Origin of the sequence: Streptosporangium minutum (assembly GCF_002149035.1) — a bacterium.
GTDB classification, from domain to species: Bacteria; Actinomycetota; Actinomycetes; order Streptosporangiales; family Streptosporangiaceae; genus Streptosporangium; species Streptosporangium minutum.
In genome coordinates, this window is record NZ_NGFP01000008.1 from 26,256 (window position 1) to 45,877 (window position 19,622).

At 68.4% G+C, this 19,622-nt stretch carries 15 protein-coding genes and 1 riboswitch; of the genes, 11 read left to right on the forward strand and 4 right to left on the reverse strand.

All coding sequences use genetic code 11. The features are described from left to right. Nucleotides 1–70 precede the first annotated feature (70 nt). Nucleotides 71–1,198, reverse strand: coding sequence for a hypothetical protein (locus CA984_RS03205; protein ID WP_133061519.1), 1,128 nt, complete (start codon nucleotides 1,196–1,198; stop codon nucleotides 71–73). 302 nt (nucleotides 1,199–1,500) lie between these two features. Between CA984_RS03205 and CA984_RS03210 the strand changes: the two genes are divergently transcribed. Genes CA984_RS03210 through lysX form a run of 3 tightly spaced genes read left to right on the forward strand, consistent with a single transcriptional unit; the run spans nucleotide 1,501 to nucleotide 6,368 of the window. Continuing rightward, complete coding sequence (locus CA984_RS03210; protein ID WP_086567937.1) at nucleotides 1,501–4,059, forward strand: L-aspartate oxidase; 2,559 nt, start codon at nucleotides 1,501–1,503, stop codon at nucleotides 4,057–4,059. Beyond that, nucleotides 4,059–4,841, forward strand: a complete 783-nt coding sequence (locus CA984_RS03215; RefSeq protein WP_086567845.1) for a type III pantothenate kinase — start codon at nucleotides 4,059–4,061, stop codon at nucleotides 4,839–4,841. The genes CA984_RS03210 and CA984_RS03215 overlap by 1 nt, the downstream gene beginning before the upstream one ends. A gap of 24 nt (nucleotides 4,842–4,865) precedes the next feature. Beyond that, complete coding sequence (gene lysX / locus CA984_RS03220) at nucleotides 4,866–6,368, forward strand: bifunctional lysylphosphatidylglycerol synthetase/lysine--tRNA ligase LysX (RefSeq protein ID WP_086567847.1); 1,503 nt, start codon at nucleotides 4,866–4,868, stop codon at nucleotides 6,366–6,368. Between the two features lie 514 nt (nucleotides 6,369–6,882). Here lysX and CA984_RS03225 read toward each other — a convergent pair. Then, on the reverse strand, nucleotides 6,883–7,557 hold the full coding sequence (locus tag CA984_RS03225; protein ID WP_242675701.1) for a TetR/AcrR family transcriptional regulator: 675 nt from the start codon (nucleotides 7,555–7,557) through the stop codon (nucleotides 6,883–6,885). Nucleotides 7,558–7,775: 218 nt separating this feature from the next. Between CA984_RS03225 and CA984_RS03230 the strand changes: the two genes are divergently transcribed. Continuing rightward, on the forward strand, nucleotides 7,776–7,976 hold the full coding sequence (locus CA984_RS03230; protein ID WP_031157992.1) for a LuxR C-terminal-related transcriptional regulator: 201 nt from the start codon (nucleotides 7,776–7,778) through the stop codon (nucleotides 7,974–7,976). A 79-nt stretch (nucleotides 7,977–8,055) separates the two neighbouring features. Here the strand turns inward: CA984_RS03230 and CA984_RS03235 are convergent, their stop codons facing one another. After that, nucleotides 8,056–9,108 (reverse strand): C40 family peptidase, encoded by a 1,053-nt coding sequence (locus CA984_RS03235; RefSeq protein ID WP_242675702.1) that lies wholly within the window; start codon nucleotides 9,106–9,108, stop codon nucleotides 8,056–8,058. Between the two features lie 5 nt (nucleotides 9,109–9,113). Further along, nucleotides 9,114–9,264, reverse strand: a riboswitch (cyclic di-AMP (ydaO/yuaA leader). Nucleotides 9,265–9,671: 407 nt separating this feature from the next. Here CA984_RS03235 and CA984_RS03240 point away from each other — a divergent pair. The 6 genes from CA984_RS03240 to CA984_RS03260 all read left to right on the forward strand — a co-directional run bounded on the left by CA984_RS03240 (nucleotide 9,672) and on the right by CA984_RS03260 (nucleotide 17,548). Beyond that, on the forward strand, nucleotides 9,672–10,247 hold the full coding sequence (locus CA984_RS03240) for an amino-acid N-acetyltransferase (RefSeq protein WP_423229279.1): 576 nt from the start codon (nucleotides 9,672–9,674) through the stop codon (nucleotides 10,245–10,247). Between the two features lie 240 nt (nucleotides 10,248–10,487). After that, a complete protein-coding gene (locus CA984_RS48555) occupies nucleotides 10,488–11,792 on the forward strand; it encodes an RDD family protein (RefSeq protein WP_086567855.1) in 1,305 nt (434 codons plus the stop codon). A 217-nt stretch (nucleotides 11,793–12,009) separates the two neighbouring features. Further along, nucleotides 12,010–12,474 (forward strand): RDD family protein, encoded by a 465-nt coding sequence (locus tag CA984_RS45280; RefSeq protein WP_133061520.1) that lies wholly within the window; start codon nucleotides 12,010–12,012, stop codon nucleotides 12,472–12,474. A 659-nt stretch (nucleotides 12,475–13,133) separates the two neighbouring features. Continuing rightward, nucleotides 13,134–13,466, forward strand: a complete 333-nt coding sequence (locus tag CA984_RS03250) for a histone-like nucleoid-structuring protein Lsr2 (RefSeq protein WP_012895497.1) — start codon at nucleotides 13,134–13,136, stop codon at nucleotides 13,464–13,466. A 265-nt stretch (nucleotides 13,467–13,731) separates the two neighbouring features. Further along, a complete protein-coding gene (locus CA984_RS03255; RefSeq protein ID WP_086567858.1) occupies nucleotides 13,732–16,239 on the forward strand; it encodes an ATP-dependent Clp protease ATP-binding subunit in 2,508 nt (835 codons plus the stop codon). A gap of 358 nt (nucleotides 16,240–16,597) precedes the next feature. Then, nucleotides 16,598–17,548, forward strand: a complete 951-nt coding sequence (locus CA984_RS03260; protein WP_031157984.1) for a TIM barrel protein — start codon at nucleotides 16,598–16,600, stop codon at nucleotides 17,546–17,548. A gap of 19 nt (nucleotides 17,549–17,567) precedes the next feature. Here the strand turns inward: CA984_RS03260 and CA984_RS03265 are convergent, their stop codons facing one another. Beyond that, entirely contained in the window at nucleotides 17,568–18,443 is an 876-nt protein-coding gene (locus CA984_RS03265) for an A/G-specific adenine glycosylase (protein ID WP_207620691.1), read from the reverse strand. A gap of 112 nt (nucleotides 18,444–18,555) precedes the next feature. On the opposite strand from CA984_RS03265, the gene CA984_RS03270 reads away from it, so the two are divergent. Continuing rightward, nucleotides 18,556–19,221, forward strand: coding sequence for a hypothetical protein (locus CA984_RS03270; protein WP_086567860.1), 666 nt, complete (start codon nucleotides 18,556–18,558; stop codon nucleotides 19,219–19,221). The last annotated feature ends 401 nt before the right edge of the window (nucleotides 19,222–19,622 follow it).

Genomic DNA, 19,622 nt, shown 5'->3' on the forward strand with positions numbered 1-19,622 from the left:
GGCGCCGGTAGGACGGCGGCCCGTCCGGCTCCCCTTACCCAACCCGCCGCACGTATGCGGGCGGGCTCTGTCAGGGCTCATCCTCGCCGCTGCCCACGAGCGTGGAATCCCAGTAGTCCTTCACGCCCTTGGACAGGTCGGGGTAGACGAGGCTGCTGGGGGCACCGGGGATGAGGGTCTCGATCTCCGCGGGAAGCGCGTCGTAGGCGGCTTTCACGTATTGGTTGAGGTCGCGCAGGTAGTCGCGGGCGCGGTCGTGCGCGCCGCCGCCCGACGGGAGCAGCCAGTCCGGCAGGTCGTCGTCGAACTCCCAGTCGCCCAGCTTGACCACGGATTCGAAGTTCACCTGATATCGGTGGATCACGTTGGCCAGCCAGATGATCGTTTCACCGGTCGTGCCGATGGAGTGGGCCAGCGCTCTGACGCTGGCGTGCACCTTGCGGAAGGCCTCCAGGGCGAGTTCGGACGGCTCGCCCGACCAGACGTCGGCCAGCTGCCTGGCGCGCTCCTCGATGAGGGACTGCAGACTGATCAACCACGCGGCCAGCTCGGCGCACTCGCCGCCCTTACGCAGCATGGTCGCCACATCAAAGCTGAACAGCATGGCCTTGATCTTGGGGGCGTCATAGTCCGAGATGTTGTCCGCCTCCCACCCGGCCTTCATGAGCATGGTGGTGTGGTGGACGCCTTTGCCGTTGACGATGTATCGCAGCTGGGAGATCTTCTTGTCGAAAACACTGTCGGCCATGGCATAGTTCGCCGAAGTTGCGATGATCATGTTGCCGAACTGGCCGTAAGTTAGCAGGACGAAATCGGTTTCCGTCACGATGCGGTCGCCGATGAACGACACCGTCCCCCAGAATCTGTCGAACGCAATCCAACGCGGCCACAGGCCGTAGGCAGTCATATCGAACTCGAGTTGGCTGACGGCGACGGCCGTGTCCTTCCAGGACCTCAGGCCGGAGGATGTAGGGCCGTCCGGTTCATGGCTGTCCGCGGCAGCCAGTTCCGTGGTGATCGTCTCGCCGACCTTCCTGAGACCGGCGGTGTCGACGTCGATGTCCGCGTGGGGGGAGGGCCACGAGCGGGAGAGATCAAGCCCGCCGTCCCACTCTCGCCACTGTTGCGGGTCTGGTTCAGGCGCCACGGCGATGCCTCCGCTGCGATGGTTTGGGGGATGATCATCGGCTACATGCATGTTATGTAGGGCGGTTACATGTATGTCAACGACAGTTGAATAAAGATCAAGAAAGTCGCGGGTCCTGGAAGTGGCCGGCCCGACGTCGCAGATCTTCGAACATGCGTCTCGGGGAGTCCCGGTGGCCGCGGCGGGCCCTCGGCCCGCGCCCCCGTGACCCGCCGGCGTGCGAGGCCGCCGCCCGCCGGCCTCGCCGCGGGACGGACCCGACGGGGCACCCCCGGGGAAGAAGCACGATGATGCGCACGTTATCGTCACGTTGACGAAATGAAGTGCCTCTCAACCCCCGCGAGGAGACGGCCATGGCGATCCCTGCCATTCCCCAGAGGTTGACCGCGCCCGCCCCGGGCTGGACGGTCGAGGCCGACGTGGTCGTGGTGGGATCCGGCATCGCGGGGCTGACCCTGGCGCTGCGGTACGCCGGTCTCGACCCCGAGGCGAAGGTCCTGGTCGTCACCAAGGACGTGCTGTCGTCGGGATCCACCCGTTGGGCGCAGGGCGGGATCGCCGCTGTGCTCGACCCGCAGGACACCCCGGCCGAGCACCTGTCCGACACGCTCCTGGCGGGGGTCGGCCTCTGCGACGAGGAGGCCGTGCGGGTCCTGGTGACCGAGGGGCCCGGCGCGCTGCGCGGGCTGATCGCGGCGGGCGCCCGGTTCGACACCGACGACTCGGGAGAGCTCCAGCTCACCAGGGAGGGCGGTCACCGGCGCAACCGCATCGTGCACGCGGGCGGAGACGCCACCGGCGCGGAGGTGCAGCGGGCGCTCGTCCAGGCCCTCCGGGAGTCGTCCATCGAGGTGATCGAGCACGCGCTCGTGCTCGACCTCCTGAAGGACGCCGGCGGCCGGGCCGCCGGGGTGACCCTGCACGTCATGGGCGAGGGCGAGCGCGACGGCGTGGGAGCGGTCCGGGCCGGGGCCGTGGTGCTGGCCACCGGCGGCATGGGCCAGGTCTACGCCGCCACCACCAACCCCGTCGTCTCGACCGGAGACGGGGTGGCACTGGCGCTGCGGGCCGGCGCCGTCGTCAGGGACCTGGAGTTCGTCCAGTTCCACCCGACCGTGCTCTGGCTCGGAGAGGACTCCACCGGCCAGCAGCCGCTGATCTCCGAGGCGGTCCGGGGCGAGGGCGCGGTGCTGGTCGACGCCGAGGGCGTCCGCTTCATGAAGGACGTCCACGAGCTCGCCGACCTCGCGCCCCGCGACGTCGTGGCCAAGGCGATCATGCGGCGGATGCGCGAGACCGGCGCCGACCACATGTATCTCGACGCCCGTCACTTCGGCGAGGAGAAGTGGCGCACCCGCTTCCCGACGATTCACGCCGTCTGCCGGGAACACGGCATCGACCCGGTCACCCAGCCCATCCCGGTCGCCCCGGCCGCCCACTACGCCAGCGGCGGCGTCCGCGCCGACCTGCACGGCCGTACCAGCGTGCCGGGCCTGTACGCCTGCGGCGAGGTGGCCTGCACCGGGGTGCACGGCGCCAACCGGCTGGCCTCGAACTCGCTGCTCGAAGGCCTGGTCTTCGCCGAGCGGATCGCCGCCGACATCCACGCCGGGCGGCGGGCCGGATCTCCGGACGCCGTACGGCCCGCGCCGGGCGAGCCGGTGACCGACGACCGGCCCACCGGCCTGGTCGACCCCAGGGCCAGGCCCAGGATCCAGGGGCACATGAGCCGGGGCGCGAGCGTGTTGCGCGGCCAGGAGTCCCTGAGCGAGGTCGCCCGGGCGCTGGTGAGCAGCCGGTGGACCCCGGTGGCGGTCGAGCCGTGCACCGAGTCATGGGAGGCCACCAACCTGCTGACGGTCGCGTCGGCGCTGGTGGAGGCCGCCCGCAATCGCGAGGAGACCCGCGGGTCGCACTGGCGCGAGGACTTCCCCGAACGGAACGATGCCTGGTGGCTGGGCCACCTCGACGTGACTCTGACAGCGGAGGGAATGACCATGACGTACGTGCCGCACGGACAGCGCGCGACCGCGCTGCCGCCCCGGGTGGAGACGGACCTGATCGAGGCGGGGCTCGACCCGGCCACGGTTACGGCCCTCTTCCGGGCCGCCGCGGACGAGGACCTCCAGGCCCCGGGCGACGTCACCAGCCTCGCCACCATCCCGGCCGGGCAGACCGACACCGCCGACGTGGTGGCCCGCGCGGACGGGGTGGTCTCCGGGCTCGCCGTCGCCGAGGGCGTGTTCTCCCATCTCAGCCAGGGCCGCCTCACGGCCGAGCGGCTGGTCAAGGACGGTGAGCACGTCACCCGGGGCGACGTGCTGATGACCGTCACCGGCCCCACGCGGGACCTGCTGACCGCCGAGCGGACCGCGCTCAACCTGCTCACCCACCTGTCCGGCATCGCGACCCTCACCGACCGCTGGGTCCGGGCGGTGGAGGGGACCGGGGCGCGGATCAGGGACAGCCGCAAGACGCTGCCCGGGCTGCGGGCCCTGGAGAAGTACGCCGTGCGGTGCGGGGGCGGGGTCAATCACCGCATGTCGCTTTCGGACGCGGCGCTGATCAAGGACAATCACGTGGTGGCCGCGGGTGGCGTGGCCGAGGCGTTCCGGGCGGTGCGCGACGCCTACCCCGGCCTGCCGATCGAGGTCGAGGTCGATCGGATCGACCAGATCGAGCCGGTGCTCGCCGAGGGAGCCGAGGAGATCCTGTTGGACAATTTCACCGTGGACGACCTGGTGCTGGCCGTACGGCTGGTGGACGGCAGGGCGCGGCTGGAGTCCAGCGGCGGGCTGACCCTCGACTCAGCTCGTGATGTGGCCGAAACAGGCGTTGACTACCTTGCAGTGGGCGCGCTCACCCACTCGGCGCCGGCTCTTGACATCGCATTGGACCTCCGGGGGAATTGATGCTGCTCGCCATCGACGTCGGTAACACGCACACCGTTCTCGGCCTGTTCGAGGGCGACGAGGTCATCGAGCACTGGCGGATTGCCACCGACGCCCGGCGCACGGCCGACGAGATAGCCGTCGTGCTGCAGGGGCTGCTCGGGCAGTCACCACTGCTGAAAGGCGCCGACGTCAACGGCATAGCGCTCTGCTCCACGGTGCCGTCGGTGCTCAACGAGATGCGTGAGATGTGCCGCCGCTACTACGGCGACGTCACCGCGGTGATCGTCGAGCCCGGCATCCGGACCGGGGTGCCGGTCAGGATGGACAACCCGAAGGAGGTCGGCAGCGACCGGATCGTCAACGCGCTGGCGGCCATCCAGCTGTACGGCGGGCCGTGCATCATCGTCGACTTCGGCACCGCCACCTCCTTCGACGCGGTCTCCGCCAAGGGGGAGTACATCGGCGCCGTGACGGCCCCCGGCATCGAGATCTCGGTGGACGCGCTGGCCGCGGCCGGGGCGCAGTTGCACAAGGTGGAGCTGATCCGGCCCCGGTCGGTGATCGCCAAGAACACGGTCGAGGCACTCCAGTCGGGCATCATCTACGGCTTCGCCGGCCAGGTGGACGGGATCGTCGAGCGCATGGCGGCCGAGCTGGCCGACGACCCGGACGACGTCACCGTCGTCGCGACCGGCAGCGCGGCGCCGCTCGTGGTCAGCGAGGCGCGCTCGATCGACGTGCACGAGCCGTGGCTCACACTGATCGGTCTCCGGCTGATCTATCACCGCAACACCGCTTAGCACGGACGTCGGTAACCTTGCCCTGTGACCGATGAAGTGACGAACCCCGCTGAGGATCTGCCCGAGCAGATGCGCGTGCGCCGGGAGAAGCTCGACCGCCTCCGTTCCGAGGGCGTCGACCCCTACCCGGTGAATTTCCCGCGCACCGCGACCAACGGCGAGATCCGTGAGAAATACGCCGATCTCACCGCTGACACCGCGACCGGCGACAGGGTCGGCGTCACCGGACGGGTCATGCTCTCCAGGACCGGAGGCAAGCTCTGCTTCGCCACGATCCGGGACGGCTCCGCCGACCTCCAGGTCATGATCTCCCTGGACAAGGTGGGCGAGGAGTCCCTGGCGGCGTGGAAGCGCGACGTCGACCTCGGCGACCACGTCGGCATCGAGGGCGAGGTCATCACCTCCCGCCGGGGCGAGCTGTCCATCCTCGCCGACCGCTGGGCGATCACCTCCAAGTGCCTGCGCCCGCTGCCGGAGAAGCACGCCGGGCTCACCGACCCGGAGGCGCGGGTCCGCCAGCGCTACCTGGACCTCGTCGTCAACGACGAGGCGCGGAAGATGGCCTACACCCGTAGCGCCGTCGTGCGGGCGATCCGCGACTTCTGGCACGGAGAGGGCTACCTCGAGGTCGAGACGCCGATGCTCCAGCCGATCCACGGCGGCGCGACGGCCCGGCCGTTCAAGACCCACATCAACGCCTACAGCATGGAGCTCTACCTCCGCATCGCGATCGAGCTCTACCTCAAGCGGCTCGTGGTGGGCGGCATCGAGAAGGTCTTCGAGATCAACCGCAACTTCCGCAACGAGGGCGCGGACGCCACCCACAACCCCGAGTTCACCATGCTCGAGGCCTACGGCACGTATCTCGACTACAACGACATGGCCGACCTGACCCAGCGGATGATCCAGAGCGCGGTCGTGGCCGCGCTCGGCCACTCCGTGGTGACCCACGAGGGTCAGGAGATCGACCTGGGCCTGCCCGAGTGGCCGAGGATCACCCTCTACGGGGCGGTCTCGGAGGCGCTGGGCGAGGAGATCACCACCGAGACGCCGCTGGAGCACGTCCGCAAGCACGCCGACGCGCACGAGATCCACTGGGACCCGAAGTGGGGTCAGGGCAAGCTCGTCCAGGAGATCTTCGAGGAGCTCGTCGAGCACACCCTCATCCAGCCCACGTTCGTCATGGACTACCCGCTGGAGACCTCCCCGCTGACCCGCCAGCACCGGGACAACCCGCTCCTCACCGAGAAGTGGGACCTGATCGGCTTCGGCACCGAGCTCGGCACCGCCTACTCGGAGCTGGTCGACCCCGTCGAGCAGCGCCGCCGCCTCACCGAGCAGTCCCTGCTCGCTGCGGGCGGCGATCCCGAGGCCATGCAGCTTGACGAGGACTTCCTGACCGCCCTGGAATACGCGATGCCGCCCACCGGTGGCATGGGGCTCGGCGTGGACCGCCTCGTCATGGCCTTCACCGGCAAGAACATCCGCGAGACCATCCTGTTCCCGCTGGTCAAGCCGGCGGGCTGAGCCCGACGGCAACCGGTGCCGCCCGGCGGGAGGCTCAGCTCTCCCCGCCGGGCGGCACCGGCTCCCCGCACCGTGATCCCGTACGGGCACCGTGATCCCGTACGGCGGTGCCGTCAGGGGCCGGGCCCGGTACCGCCGTCGGAGGGCGGCGGCACGATCGAGCCCGCATGGCATGTGCCCGCGCCTCCATGGAGCCCGCGTGGCATGTGCCCGCGCTTCCACGGGCTTTCACGGCATGCGCGCGCCTCCACGGGCTTTCACGGCATGCGCGCGCCTCCACGGAGCCCGCGCAGCGGGTGGCTGCGCTCCCACGGAGCCCGTAGGGCGCGCGTGCGGAGCCTGGGCGGGACGGAACGCCCCCGGAGGCCGACGGCCCTTCAGGTGCCTCACGGCCGGTCTCCCGGCACGTTCGGTGACTCGGCCGGTCTCCCGGCATGTTCACCACGATCCCCCGGCGTGCTCCTGACGGGTCTCCTGGCACGTTCGGTGACTCACGGCCGGTCTCCCGGCATGTTCACGAGGTCCTCCCGGCGTGCTTACGGCCGGTCTCCCGGTATGCCGGCCGCGGGGGCCGCGGTGTGTTCGCGGCCGCCGGTCCGGAAGAGTGGGCGAGTCCGGTCGTCAGCCAGCGCAGCGCCTCGGCGAACAGCTCGGACGGCACCGCGGCGCGGTCGACGCGGCGCTGCGTGACGAGCCCTTCGAAGAGCCCGATGATCGCGGTCGAGACGGCGACCGGGTCGTGCGTGGCGCAGTGCGGGGCCACCAGGCGGGCGACGGCCGTACGGGGAGCCCACCAGCGGGCGGCCAGACGGTCGAGCAATTCCGGCCGGGTCAGCGCGTAGCGCAGAAACTCCATTTCCAGTGTGCTCCATACCGTGTGGTGATCGGCGATCTCGGCCAGATACTCACCGAGCGCGACGAAAACGGTCTGGTCCTCCTCCCATTGGGAGGCGATTTCCTCGACGCCGTCAAGGCGGTGGGCGGCGTGCTCGTCGAAGAGAGTGAGGAACAGCTCATCTTTCCCGGTGAAATGGGAGTAGAGGGCGCCGACCGTGTGGCCCGCTCTGGAGGCGATCTCGTCGACGGAGGCTCCGGCGAAACCTTGTTCTGCGAAGACTTCGGCGGCCGCGGCCAGCAGGCGGTTGCGGGTGCGTGCCTTGGCTTGGCCGCGACTTAACCGCAAAGGCACCGACATATCATGAGTACTTCACGTAGCGCCCGCTATGTCAATGGCGCTCGTCGCCTCTATGAAGAGGGGAACTTGACGACCTTTGAACAAGGCGTTTACCGTTCCTGACGGGCGACATTGATATCCAACATACTCGCGCCCGAGTTCCAGTGCGGGGGGAGCGACTCTAGATGGCATATCCAGAAGTGGATTCCCGTCGTGGCGACAGCCTCCTGGGCATGGGCGAGATCGGTCTCAGTGACGAAGATCTCGTGCTCCTGGCAGAGCTTGCCAAGGGCGTCACCGTGGACCGGGTGGGTCGTCGCCTCGACATCAGCGGCCGGACCGTCCGGCGCAGGCTCCGTGGGATCTGCGACCGCATCGGTGTCGCCACGGCGATCGAAGCCGTGGCCTGGGCGGCTCGCCGCCGGCTGATCTAGCCGCGCGGTCCGTCACCCGGTCTGATCCGGCCGGGCGGTCCGCCGTCCTGCCGGATCAGGTGGTCCTTCGCCGCCCGCTTCAGTCCGCGACCCGCACGCCGCCGGCGAAGGGCCGGTTGTCGATCGAGGCGATGTGGATGACGTCGCCGGTCTGGGGCGCGTGGACCATCAGTCCGGCGCCGATGTAGATGCCGACGTGGTGCAGGTCGTTGTAGAAGAAGACCAGATCACCCGGGCGCAGTTCGTCCCTGGAGATGTGGGTGCCCGCGGTCCACTGGTCACCGGTGTAGTGCGGCAGGCTGATGCCGACCTTCTGGTAGGCCCACATGACCAGGCCGGAGCAGTCGAAGGAGTTGGGGCCCTCGGCGCCCCAGACATACGGCTTGAGCTGCTGGGTGAGTGCCCAGCGGGCGGCCTCGGCGGCCTTGCCGCTGCCGACGATCGGCACGCTGATCTTCACCCGGCTGCCCCGGCTGTTGGACTTGGCCCGGCTGCGCACCTCGCTGAACAGGTTGCTCTCGACCTTGTCGACGAGCCGCTCGATCTTGGTGCGCTTGGTGCCGATCTCCGACAGGAGGTCCTTGACCTCGGCGGTCCGGGCCTTGGCGCTGGCCTGTGCCCGCTCGGCGGCCTCGATCGCCCGTGCGACCTGGGCGACCTCCTCGCTCTGCTGCTGCTGGAGGGCGTAGTTCGTGGTGGCCTGGTCGAGGAAGGTGTCGGGATCGGTCGGCTGGCTGAAGAGCATGGCGGAGCCCAGACCTCCCGACATGTAGGAGCTCTGCGCGAGGAGGCTGGCCTTGGTGCGCCGGGACGCCAGCTCGGACTCGCTGACGGCGAGGGTCTTCTTGGCGCTCGCGGCGGCGCGCTGCGCCTGCTTGAGCTTGACGCGCTCGCCGTTGTACTGCTCGGTGAGCGTCTCGATGTCGGTGTGCAGCTTCTCGACCTGCTTGGCGAGCTCCGGGAGGCTGGGCTCCGGGTCGGCGGTGGCCGCGACGAGAGGGGTGCCGAGGGTCAGGGTGGCGAAGGCCAGTCCGATGAACGCCATCCGGCGGGCGAGTCCACGCGGGGCGTGTTCTCGATAGCGGGCATGTCTGCCCGCGTTCTTCCCTCCACGGTCACGCGTGCGCTTCACCAACAGGCTCCTCTCTCGGCCGCCTACCGGGTTAGCTGACGGGTTCGGGCCGGAGGCAGCCCTACCGAGGGTGCTGGTGGCACCTCGGATTCACCCCAGGGGACTAAAGGGTGGGTCCCCGGTTCCCCGGGTCCGGGGATTCGGCGGTTCAGCGCTTTAACGTCGCTGACATCGAGCACGGACATTAGTGCAATTGGAGGTTCATGCTCAACCAGAACTACAAACTCGGTAGAGCTTTCACAACCGGAATGTCACAGGAAGATCACGCATTTTCATGATCAACATGGGCATTAAGCTGGTTTTATGCGCCCTCGGCCTGCGGGAGGTGGAGGTCTTCGCAGCTCCGGGACCATGTGAAAGGCGAGATTTGCCCCGTTGTCGGCGCCCGCAGCCCAGTGTCAGGACTCGACTACCATCTGTCACCTGTTGGCCGTGGGGCACGAGTTAAGGGTGAGCCGTAATTCGCACGTCCCGAGGACGTACGCTGATCGGTTATGGAGCAGGTTGCGGAGCACTCCCCCACCCCGGCCGTTCGCGACACCGAGATCGCGGGACGACGCGCCGTGGCCGGGGATGGGGGCGCGGACGTGGAACGGGATCCGCGGGACCGCCCGGCGGACGCGGCGGAGATCACGGTACGGCGGGCCCGCACCCCGGACGTGCGCGCCATCCGGCGGCTCGTCGACACCTACGGGGGAGCCGGCCCGCGCCTTCTGGAGAAGGCCACGGTCACCCTGTACGAGGACATCCAGGAATTCTGGGTGGCCGAGCGGGCGGGCGCCGTCGTGGGCTGCGGAGCGCTCCACGTGCTCTGGGAGGACCTCGCCGAGATCCGTACCGTCGCCGTCGACCCCGCCTGCCGGGGGCTGGGCATCGGCCACCGGATCGTCTCGGAGCTCATCCGCACCGCCGGCGGGCTCGGGCTCCGCCGGGTCTTCTGCCTCACCTTCGAGGTCGATTTCTTCACCCGGCACGGCTTCCGTGAGATCCAGGGAACGCCCGTCTCACCGGAGGTCTACGCCGAACTTCTCGCCTCCTACGACGAGGGCGTCGCGGAGTTCCTCGACCTGGAGCACGTCAAGCCGAACACCTTGGGAAACACCCGGATGCTGCTCCACCTGACACGGGATCGCGACTGACGTGACCTTGACGGTTACCGATCAGAAAGATGACTGTTGATACCTATGTCGATACCTTGTGCTGCAGCAAGCATGTGAGTCTCACATATGCCACATGCGCCGTCGAAGTAGTGAGGTGACGCGGTGAGCACCGGACAGCCGCCGTATCAGGATGATCCCGACCGCGATCGCACACCGTCGGGGCAGCCGGAGTACGGACAGCACAATGCGGGTCGAGCCCCTGGCGAACATGACCCCGACATGACAATTGTGGGATATCGATCGGAGGCCTCACAGCCGCACACCGGTCCGGGCCAGACCCAGCCGGGTTACGGTCAGCAGCCGGGCTACGGCCAGCAGCAGGGGTACGGCCAGCAGGGGACCGGCGCCTACGGGCAGCAGCCGGCCTACGGCCAGCAGCCTTCCCAGGAGCAGTCCCCTTACGGTCAGCAGGCCTCTCAGGAGCAGTCGCCCTACGGCCAGCAGGCCTCCCAGCCGGGTTACGGTCAGCAGCCGGGCTACGGCCAGCAGCAGGGGTACGGGCAGCAGGGGACCGGTTCCTACGGGCAGCAGCCGGCCTACGGCCAGCAGCCTTCCCAGGAGCAGTCCCCCTACGGCCAGCAGGCCTCTCAGCCGGGCTATGGCCAGCAGCAGGGGTACGGCCAGCAGGGGACCGGTTCCTACAGCCAGCAGCCGGCCTACGGCCAGCAGCCTTCCCAGGAGCAGTCCCCTTACGGCCAGCAGGCCTCTCAGGAGCAGTCGCCCTACGGTCAGCAGTCCTCCCAGCCGGGTTACGGCCAGCAGCCCGGCTACGGTCAGCAGCAGGGGTACGGGCAGCAGGGGACCGGCGCCTACGGGCAGCAGCCGGCCTACGGCCAGCAGCCCTCCCAGGAGCAGTCCCCCTACGGCCAGCAGGCCTCTCAGCCGGGCTACGGCCAGCAGCAGGCGTACGGGCAGCAGCAGGCGTACGGCCAGCAGCAGGCGTACGGCCAGCAGGCCCCCGCCTACGGTCAGGGATACGCGCCGCAGGGCGCGATGCCCCCCGGTGTGCCTGCTCCGCTCGCGGAGTGGTGGCAGCGTCTGGTGGCCCGCATCCTCGACCTCCTGATCGTCGGCATCCCCGCGGGCATCATCGGCTTCCTGGTCTCGCTGCCGTTCGTGCCGTCGTTCGATCCGGCCACCTACGCCGTCAGCGGCAACCTCTTCCTCTCGACGGCGGTGAACACGCTCATCGTCGGACTGGCCCTCATCGGCTACGAGATCTTCATGCTGGGGCGCAACGGCACCACGCTCGGCAAGCAGATCATGGGCATCAGGGTCGTCCGGCTGGGCGGCCAGCTCGCCGGCGGCGTCGACACGGTCAGCGCGGCCAAGCGGGCCCTCGTGCTGTTCGGCTCCTACATCATCAACGCGTTCGCCGGCTTCCTGGGTTTCCTCGGCCTGGTGGTGAATTTCGTGGTGGGAGTTTTCCTGCTGGTGGACGTGCTGTGGCCGTTGTGGGACAAGCCCCTGCAGCAGGCTCTGCACGACAAGGTCGCCGGGACGGTCGTCGTCAAGACCAAGTAGTTCCGTGAATATCGGGGTCGGCGGGATGAACCGCCGGCCCCGATTTCATGCGCGGGTGAGAAAAGCGGCGTCGTAACGGCGTCCGGCCGCAGTGCGATGGAAGCGCAAACCCGTACGCGCCGCCGGGAGGAACGTTATGGCAGCCTCCCCGGGGCCCGTCGCCGACATTCCCGGTCAACCCGCGACCCCGTCGCCCGTGAGGGGCTATGAGGGGTCAATGGGCGGCCAGTCGCCGCCGGGAGTTCCCGGACCGGCGGCCGAATGGCGGGAGCGCCCGCCCGCCGGCATCACCGGTGTCTCCGTCTCCGTGACGCTCTACCGGATTCTCTCCTTCTCCTTCTACGCGCGCCTTCCGCACCCGTCTTCCGGGCCTGCCTTCTACTCTTCCGGGCCTGCCTTCTACGCCGCCTTCCGGGTCTTCCGGCCGGTGGGTGAAGGTCTTCTCGTCGATCCGGGGCCGGGCTCCGCGGTGTCGCCGGGCTTGTCGGCACACCTGATCGCGTTTGGTGGTTATACGGGCTACGACTATGTCCCGCATGGCGGAGGCGGACGTACTCTTGGTAAGAAAGCGATGAAGATCCGCCTTGTTCCCTACGATGGCGTTGCGCCGCGAGCCGCCGGCCCGATGAAGCGGGCAGCTCTCCGACCGGGTGTTCTCATCACTGCGGGCATTCCGTGGTGAAGCTCGCGGAACCGGTCCCCGGCTCCGCGGTAAGTCCGTCCGTCCTTGCCCACGGGCTGTTTGAGCAGGGGTTTCGCGACCGGATGGTGGGTAGTCCAGGGGGTCGGGACCCGGATCGGCATTGGTTTTCCGGCAAAGTTGATCATCACCTGATCGCTCTGTCGGTTTTTTCCACACAGCTTTACGGAGTGCAACCGGTAAGACGGCTGGAGAGAAGCATTAAGGTAGTGAACGGGCGACATGGCCGCCCCGGTGACGTGCGCTGCTCGATGGTGACGCTATGGTCATGTGTGGGTGGATCCAGAGTGATCGAGCGAGTCCCCGGCGCGGCCGGGGATGCCGCCGCCAAAAATTCCATGGTCCCCAAAATGTCATCCCCGGTACGGAGCGAGGACGAATGAGCGACGTATTGTCCGCGTTGATACCTCCAGTGGTCGTCGGCGGGGCCTTCATCTACGGAGTGGTCAAGCTTCTTCGCAGTGAAGCCGCCGGCCGCCGTCCGGCAAAACGGCGGGATCAGGCTGAGTCGCAGAACAGCTGATCCACTCGCCGTCTGGGTTCCCGGCGAGAATCGCCGGGCTCCCGGAATTGCCGCTCTCCGATTGCGGGTATATGTTTAGCTAGCGAATGAAACAATACTCCGCGAAAGGATTGCGTAGATGGCCAAGCAGATCCAGGAGATTCTCATCGACGACCTCGATGGGGGCGAGGCCAATGAGACTGTCGCCTTCGCGATTGACGGCACCAGCTATGAGATTGATCTGAGTGACGTAAACGCGAAGAAGCTCCGCGACTCCCTGTCGCCTTTCGTGCAGAGCGCTCGCCGTTCCGGCGCGCTGGCCCCTCGTCGCCGCCGTGCAGGTGGCGCTCGGGCACTGACGCGGGAGAAGAGCGCTGACATCCGGGCGTGGGCGAAGTCGCACGGCCTTAATGTCAGCGAGCGCGGTCGAATCGCCTCCAAGATCGTCGAGCAGTACGAAGCGGCTCACTAGATCGTTGAATCATGCGGTTATGGCGGCCACGGTGGGGTCCGGTGGCGGCCATGACCGCATGACGCGTTTGAGTGGCCGATAAACGTCGTTCGCTTGCGGCGTATCGGGAACATCCCACCCCCTGTAAGTAGTTGGATGGAGGGTGAACGCCCTGCTCTCGGGGAACGTCTTCTGCATAGAGCGGTCGCCGGGTCGGGGCTACCATGCGGGATGACAGGGCCCGGACATCCCGGACCTGCCTGACCGCTCTGTGAGGAGCGACGAGATGTTCGAGAGGTTCACCGACCGCGCACGGCGGGTTGTCGTCCTGGCTCAAGAAGAGGCCCGGATGCTCAACCACAACTACATCGGTACGGAGCACATCCTTCTTGGTCTGATCCACGAAGGTGAAGGCGTTGCCGCCAAGGCTCTGGAGAGCCTCGGCATCAGTCTTGAAGGTGTGCGTCAGCAGGTCGAGGAGATCATCGGCCAGGGACAGTCTGCGCCGTCGGGGCACATTCCCTTCACCCCGCGCGCGAAGAAGGTCCTTGAGCTGTCGCTCCGCGAGGCCTTGCAGCTGGGACACAACTACATCGGCACCGAGCACATCCTGCTCGGCCTCATCCGTGAGGGCGAGGGCGTCGCCGCCCAGGTGCTGGTGAAGCTGGGCGCGGATCTCAACCGCGTGCGGCAGCAGGTCATCCAGTTGCTCCACGGCTACCAGGGCAAGGAGCCGGCCGCCGCGGGCGGTCCGCAGGAGGCCGCGCCGTCGACCTCCCTTGTGCTGGACCAGTTCGGCCGCAACCTGACACAGGCCGCCCGCGAGGGCAAGCTCGACCCGGTCATCGGCCGGGAGAAGGAGATCGAGCGGGTCATGCAGGTCCTCTCCAGGAGGACCAAGAACAACCCTGTTCTGGTGGGTGAGCCCGGCGTCGGCAAGACCGCCGTCGTCGAAGGCCTGTCCCAGAAGATCGTCAAGGGCGAGGTCCCGGAGACGCTCAAGGACAAGCAGCTCTACACCCTGGACCTGGGCGCGCTGGTGGCGGGCTCCCGCTACCGCGGTGACTTCGAGGAGCGCCTGAAGAAGGTGCTCAAGGAGATCCGCACCCGCGGTGACATCATCCTGTTCATCGACGAGCTCCACACGCTCGTCGGCGCGGGTGCCGCCGAGGGCGCGATCGACGCCGCCAGCATCCTCAAGCCGATGCTGGCCCGCGGTGAGCTGCAGACCATCGGGGCGACCACCCTCGACGAGTACCGCAAGCACCTGGAGAAGGACGCCGCGCTCGAGCGCCGCTTCCAGCCGATCCAGGTGGCCGAGCCCAGCCTCAGCCACACGATCGAGATCCTCAAGGGCCTGCGCGACCGTTACGAGGCGCACCACCGGGTCTCCATCACCGACGGCGCTCTCGTGGCCGCCGCGCAGCTCGCCGACCGCTACATCAGCGACCGGTTCCTGCCCGACAAGGCGATCGACCTCATCGACGAGGCCGGCTCGCGCATGCGCATCCGTCGCATGACCGCGCCGCCGGACCTGCGCGAGTACGACGAGAAGATCGCCAACGTGCGGCGCGACAAGGAGTCCGCGATCGACGCGCAGGACTTCGAGAAGGCCGCCGCGCTGCGCGACCAGGAGAAGCAGCTCCAGCTCAAGCGCGAGCGCCGTGAGAAGGAGTGGAAGGCCGGCGACATGGACGTCGTCGCCGAGGTCACCGAGGAGCTCATCGCCGAGGTCCTCGCCACGGCCACCGGCATCCCGGTCTTCAAGCTCACCGAGGAGGAGTCCCAGCGACTGCTCCGCATGGAGGACGAGCTGCACAAGCGGATCATCGGCCAGGACGACGCCATCAAGGGTCTGTCCCGCTCGATCCGCCGTACGCGCGCCGGTCTGAAGGACCCGCGCCGTCCGGGTGGCTCGTTCATCTTCGCCGGTCCGTCCGGTGTCGGTAAGACCGAGCTCTCCAAGGCGCTGGCCGAGTTCCTGTTCGGGGACGAGGACGCGCTGATCATGCTGGACATGTCCGAGTTCATGGAGAAGCACACCGTCTCCCGGCTCTTCGGCTCTCCTCCCGGCTACGTCGGATACGAGGAGGGCGGCCAGCTCACCGAGAAGGTGCGGCGCAAGCCGTTCTCCGTGGTCCTCTTCGACGAGATCGAGAAGGCCCACCCGGACATCTTCAACTCGCTGCTGCAGATCCTGGAGGACGGTCGCCTGACCGACGCCCAGGGCCGCGTGGTGGACTTCAAGAACACCGTCATCATCATGACGACCAACCTCGGCACCCGGGACATCTCCAAGGGGCAGGGCGTCGGGTTCGCGAAGTCCAACGACACCGAGTCGAACTACGACCGGATGAAGTCCAAGGTCCAGGAGGAGCTCAAGCAGCACTTCCGGCCCGAGTTCCTCAACCGTGTCGACGACATCGTGGTCTTCCACCAGCTCACGCCGAAGGAGATCATCAAGATCGTGGACCTGATGCTCGCGCAGGTGGGCGAGCGTCTGAAGGACCGCGACATGGGTCTGGAGGTCACGCAGGAGGCCAAGCAGCTGCTGGCCGACCGCGGCTACGACCCGGTGATGGGCGCCCGTCCGCTCCGCCGCACCATCCAGCGCGAGCTGGAGGACTCGCTGTCGGAGAAGATCCTGTACGGCGAGCTCCGTCCCGGTCAGATCGTCAAGATCAGCATCGAGGGCGAGGGCGACAACGCGAAGTTCGTCTTCGTGGGTGAGTCCGCGCCGGCCGACCAGGTTCCGGACTCGGCGGCCGCCATCGCGGAGCCGATCCAGAACTAGTCCCACCAGGTAAAGAGAGACCCCGCCGTGAGGAGATTCACGGCGGGGTCTACTCATTTGTTATGCAATAAGGTATGCCGCCACCATAGGTAGTACTACACTCCGTAGAGTGAATCCGGCTCATCTCACCGAAGTGATCCACAGATCGTACTGATTGCGGTGAGGGCGCCCCCGAGGTCAGCCCAGCGACGTACCGAGGAATCAACTCCGGGAGTGACGCGGAGATCGGTGCCCGTGCGGGATGCTCGGCGGGCCGGGCCGAGTTCCCGGCAGGGAAGGCCTGTTGACCCATGACGCCACAACCGCCGGCGTGGGGCAATCGAGGTCGCTTACACGGAGCACGCCTGGGAGGCATCGGATGCGTTTGCGGCACGAGGACGGGACGCTCGTTCACCTGTCCTACAACGCGGGCGTACATCCCGCTGAGGACCTGGAGAACCTGATAGCGCACCTGACCCGATACGCGGTCCCGGTGCGCAAGCGGCTCGGCGTGGAGCGGATGGGCGTGGGCCTCTGGCTCTCCCCGAGCGTCGCCGACCATCTCACCGCCGACCGGATCGAGCTGGTGCGCCTGCGCCGTTCCCTTGAGGAGCGAGGCCTGGAGGTCGTCAGCCTCAACGGCACCGGCGGGCGCAACCAGGACGCCCCCGGCCCCGACTGGGCGAAGCCCGAGCGTTACCGCTACACGATGGCGCTGGCCAAGATCCTTGCCTTCCTGCTGCCGGAGGACGTCCGGTTCGGAAGCATCTCCACCATCCCCATCGGCTGGCGCCGCGACTGGCCGGCCGACCTGCACACGATCGCCTCGCGACGCCTGGAGCGCCTCTCCCGCGAGCTGCGCGGCCTCTACAGCGTCACCGGAAAGACGATCAGGGTCGGCTTCGAGCCGTGGCCCGGCTGCGTGCTGGAGACCACCAAGCAGGCGCTGGAGCGGGTCGGCGACATCGACTCCGACCACCTCGGGGTCTGCCTGGACGCCTGCCACCTCGCCGGCGGCTCGGAGGAGCCCGGAGCCGCCCTGCGCGGCCTCGCGGCCGCCGGTGCCCCCGTGGTGAAGCTCGGCCACGTCCACAACCATGTGAGCGAGGCCCGCCATGAGCTGCCGAGCACCCGTTCGGTCCTGGAGGACACCCTCACCGCCATGCTCTCCGGCGCGGTGAACGGCACCGCCCACATCGAGGTCGAGACCCACGACCTGGCCGTGCCGCTGCGGACCAGGGGGCCCGGCGCCCTGGTCGACATGCTCGCCGAGGAGCTCGACTGGGCCCGCACCAACCTCACCGCACTCGGCCTGCGCCTGGCCGCCTGAGCGCCTCCGGGCGGGCCGCTCACCCCGGAAGGCGGTAGGTGCCGTCGTCGAGGACCTCGGCCAGGCCGTCGGCGATCAGTCCGTCGAGGGCGCGCTCCCGCTGCGGGGCGATGTCCCAGACCACGTCGAGGGCGTCTTTGGGGACGGGGCCGTGGGCCTGGCGCAGGACGGACAGGAGGCGGCCGCGGCACTGGCGGTCGGTGCCGGCGTAGGTCTGGCCCTTGCGGGCGGGGCCGTCGTAGGCCGGCTTGCCGGCCAGGCGCCAGGCGCACAGGTCGCCGATCGGGCAGTCGGCGCACCGGGGGGCGCGTGCCGTGCAGACCAGGGCGCCCAGTTCCATGACGGCGACCGCCCAGACGGGGGCGTCGTCGGCGCCGGGGAGCAGCGACTCGGCGAGCCGGCGCTCGGCGGACGTGGTGGCCTTCGGGGGATACTCCTCGCCCCGTACGGCCCGCGCCAGGACCCGGCGGACGTTGGTGTCGAGAACGGCATGGCGGCCCTTGAAGGCGAAACTGGCCACCGCGGCCGCGGTGTATTCGCCGATGCCGGGGAGTGTCAGCAGGGTGGCGTGGTCGGAGGGGACCTCGCCGCCGTGGTGGTCGGTGATCGCCCGTGCGCAGGCGTGCAGGTTGAGGGCGCGGCGCGGGTAGCCCAGACGCCCCCAGTGGCGTACGGCCTCACCGGGGGGCTCCTCGGCGAGCGCGGCGGCCGTGGGCCAGCGTTCCATCCACTCGGTCCAGACGGGCAGCACCCGGATCACCGGTGTCTGCTGCAGCATGATCTCGCTGACCAGGATCGACCAGGGGGAGGCGCCGGGGGCGCGCCAGGGGAGATCGCGGGCGCTCTCGGCATACCAGTCGAGAACGGGTTCCAACAGGAGGTTCGACTCGGGCACCTCTCGACGATAGTGCCGGTCCGGAGCCCTTCCCTCCTCTTCGGCGGCCGAAACGGCGGGGGTAGCGGCGGGTCGTCCCTCATCACTCATGAGGAATCTTCATACTGTGTGTATGGACCCGGACACTTTCCGTAGCGATATAGGGGTGGACGTCTACTGGCGGCGTCGGATGGCCGCGCTCGTCGGTGTGCTCGTGGTGGTCGCCGTCGTGGCCTGGGCCTGCTCGTCGAGTGGGCCGGAGGACACGTCGAAGGTGCAGGCCCAGCTCGGCGGGTCGCCCACGCCGGATCCGATGGTGACCGTGCTGCCCACGGTGACGGTCACTCCCTCGCCGAGCCCGACGACGACTCCCGGGGCGGCCAAGGCGGCCGCCGGGACCAAGCGGCCCGGCGACGCCTGCGAGTCTCCTGACCTCGTGCTGAACATGCAGGGCCAGGGCGACGTCTACGCGCCGGGAAACCGGCCCCGGTTCATCCTGACGCTGGTGAACATCGGCAAGGTGATGTGCACGGCCGACGTCGGACCCCGGGCGATGGAGGTCCGCATCACCTCCGGCAGCGACCGGGTCTGGTCGTCGGCCGACTGCGTCAGCGGCGAGACCGACGACATCCGCAAGCTCGACCGCGGCATCCCGTACGTCCGGGAGATCGAGTGGGACCGCCGCCGGTCCGGCGGCGACTGCGCGGCAGAGCCTGACGCCGCCCTGGCGGGCACCTACGTGGCAGTGGTCCGCGGTCCCGGCCTGAAGAGCCGCAGGACCGTCTTCCATCTCCGCTAGTCCCGGCCAGGACCGTCTTCCACCTCCGCTGGTCCCGGCGGGGCGCCTGGACGGCTGCGGCGATCCTCGGGGTCCGGCGCCACGCGTCCGGGTGCGAAGGCCCGGTAGCCCGACCGTCACCATTTCTCCGACATCCGACATCCGATATTCACTCACGGGGCCGATCGGTCGCCGAACCGGTGAGGCGTGTTCCGCGGTGGATGAAACGGCGAGCTGACCATGTCAAATGCAGAAAACTACCGGGTAAACCCTTCCGGCTGATTCGCCGCCCATCCATTTCCGGTTATTCGGGCACTCTCGACCGGCTCTTCTGATCATGTAAGGGTGAAGTTGATCAGTGGGGCGCTCCGGATGTCCGGAGCTGTCGCCCGTCGGAGGTGTGAGGTCCGGCGGTATGGATT

Coding starts and splice junctions, on each gene's coding strand:
- CA984_RS03205 (WP_133061519.1), bottom strand. CDS start 1,198: ATGCATGTAGCCGATGATCATCCCCCAAACCATCGCAGCGGAGGCATC.
- CA984_RS03210 (WP_086567937.1), top strand. CDS start 1,501: ATGGCGATCCCTGCCATTCCCCAGAGGTTGACCGCGCCCGCCCCGGGC.
- CA984_RS03215 (WP_086567845.1), top strand. CDS start 4,059: ATGCTGCTCGCCATCGACGTCGGTAACACGCACACCGTTCTCGGCCTG.
- CA984_RS03230 (WP_031157992.1), top strand. CDS start 7,776: ATGGGCGAGATCGGTCTCAGTGACGAAGATCTCGTGCTCCTGGCAGAG.
- CA984_RS48555 (WP_086567855.1), top strand. CDS start 10,488: ATGACAATTGTGGGATATCGATCGGAGGCCTCACAGCCGCACACCGGT.
- CA984_RS45280 (WP_133061520.1), top strand. CDS start 12,010: ATGGGCGGCCAGTCGCCGCCGGGAGTTCCCGGACCGGCGGCCGAATGG.
- CA984_RS03250 (WP_012895497.1), top strand. CDS start 13,134: ATGGCCAAGCAGATCCAGGAGATTCTCATCGACGACCTCGATGGGGGC.
- CA984_RS03255 (WP_086567858.1), top strand. CDS start 13,732: ATGTTCGAGAGGTTCACCGACCGCGCACGGCGGGTTGTCGTCCTGGCT.
- CA984_RS03260 (WP_031157984.1), top strand. CDS start 16,598: ATGCGTTTGCGGCACGAGGACGGGACGCTCGTTCACCTGTCCTACAAC.
- CA984_RS03270 (WP_086567860.1), top strand. CDS start 18,556: ATGGACCCGGACACTTTCCGTAGCGATATAGGGGTGGACGTCTACTGG.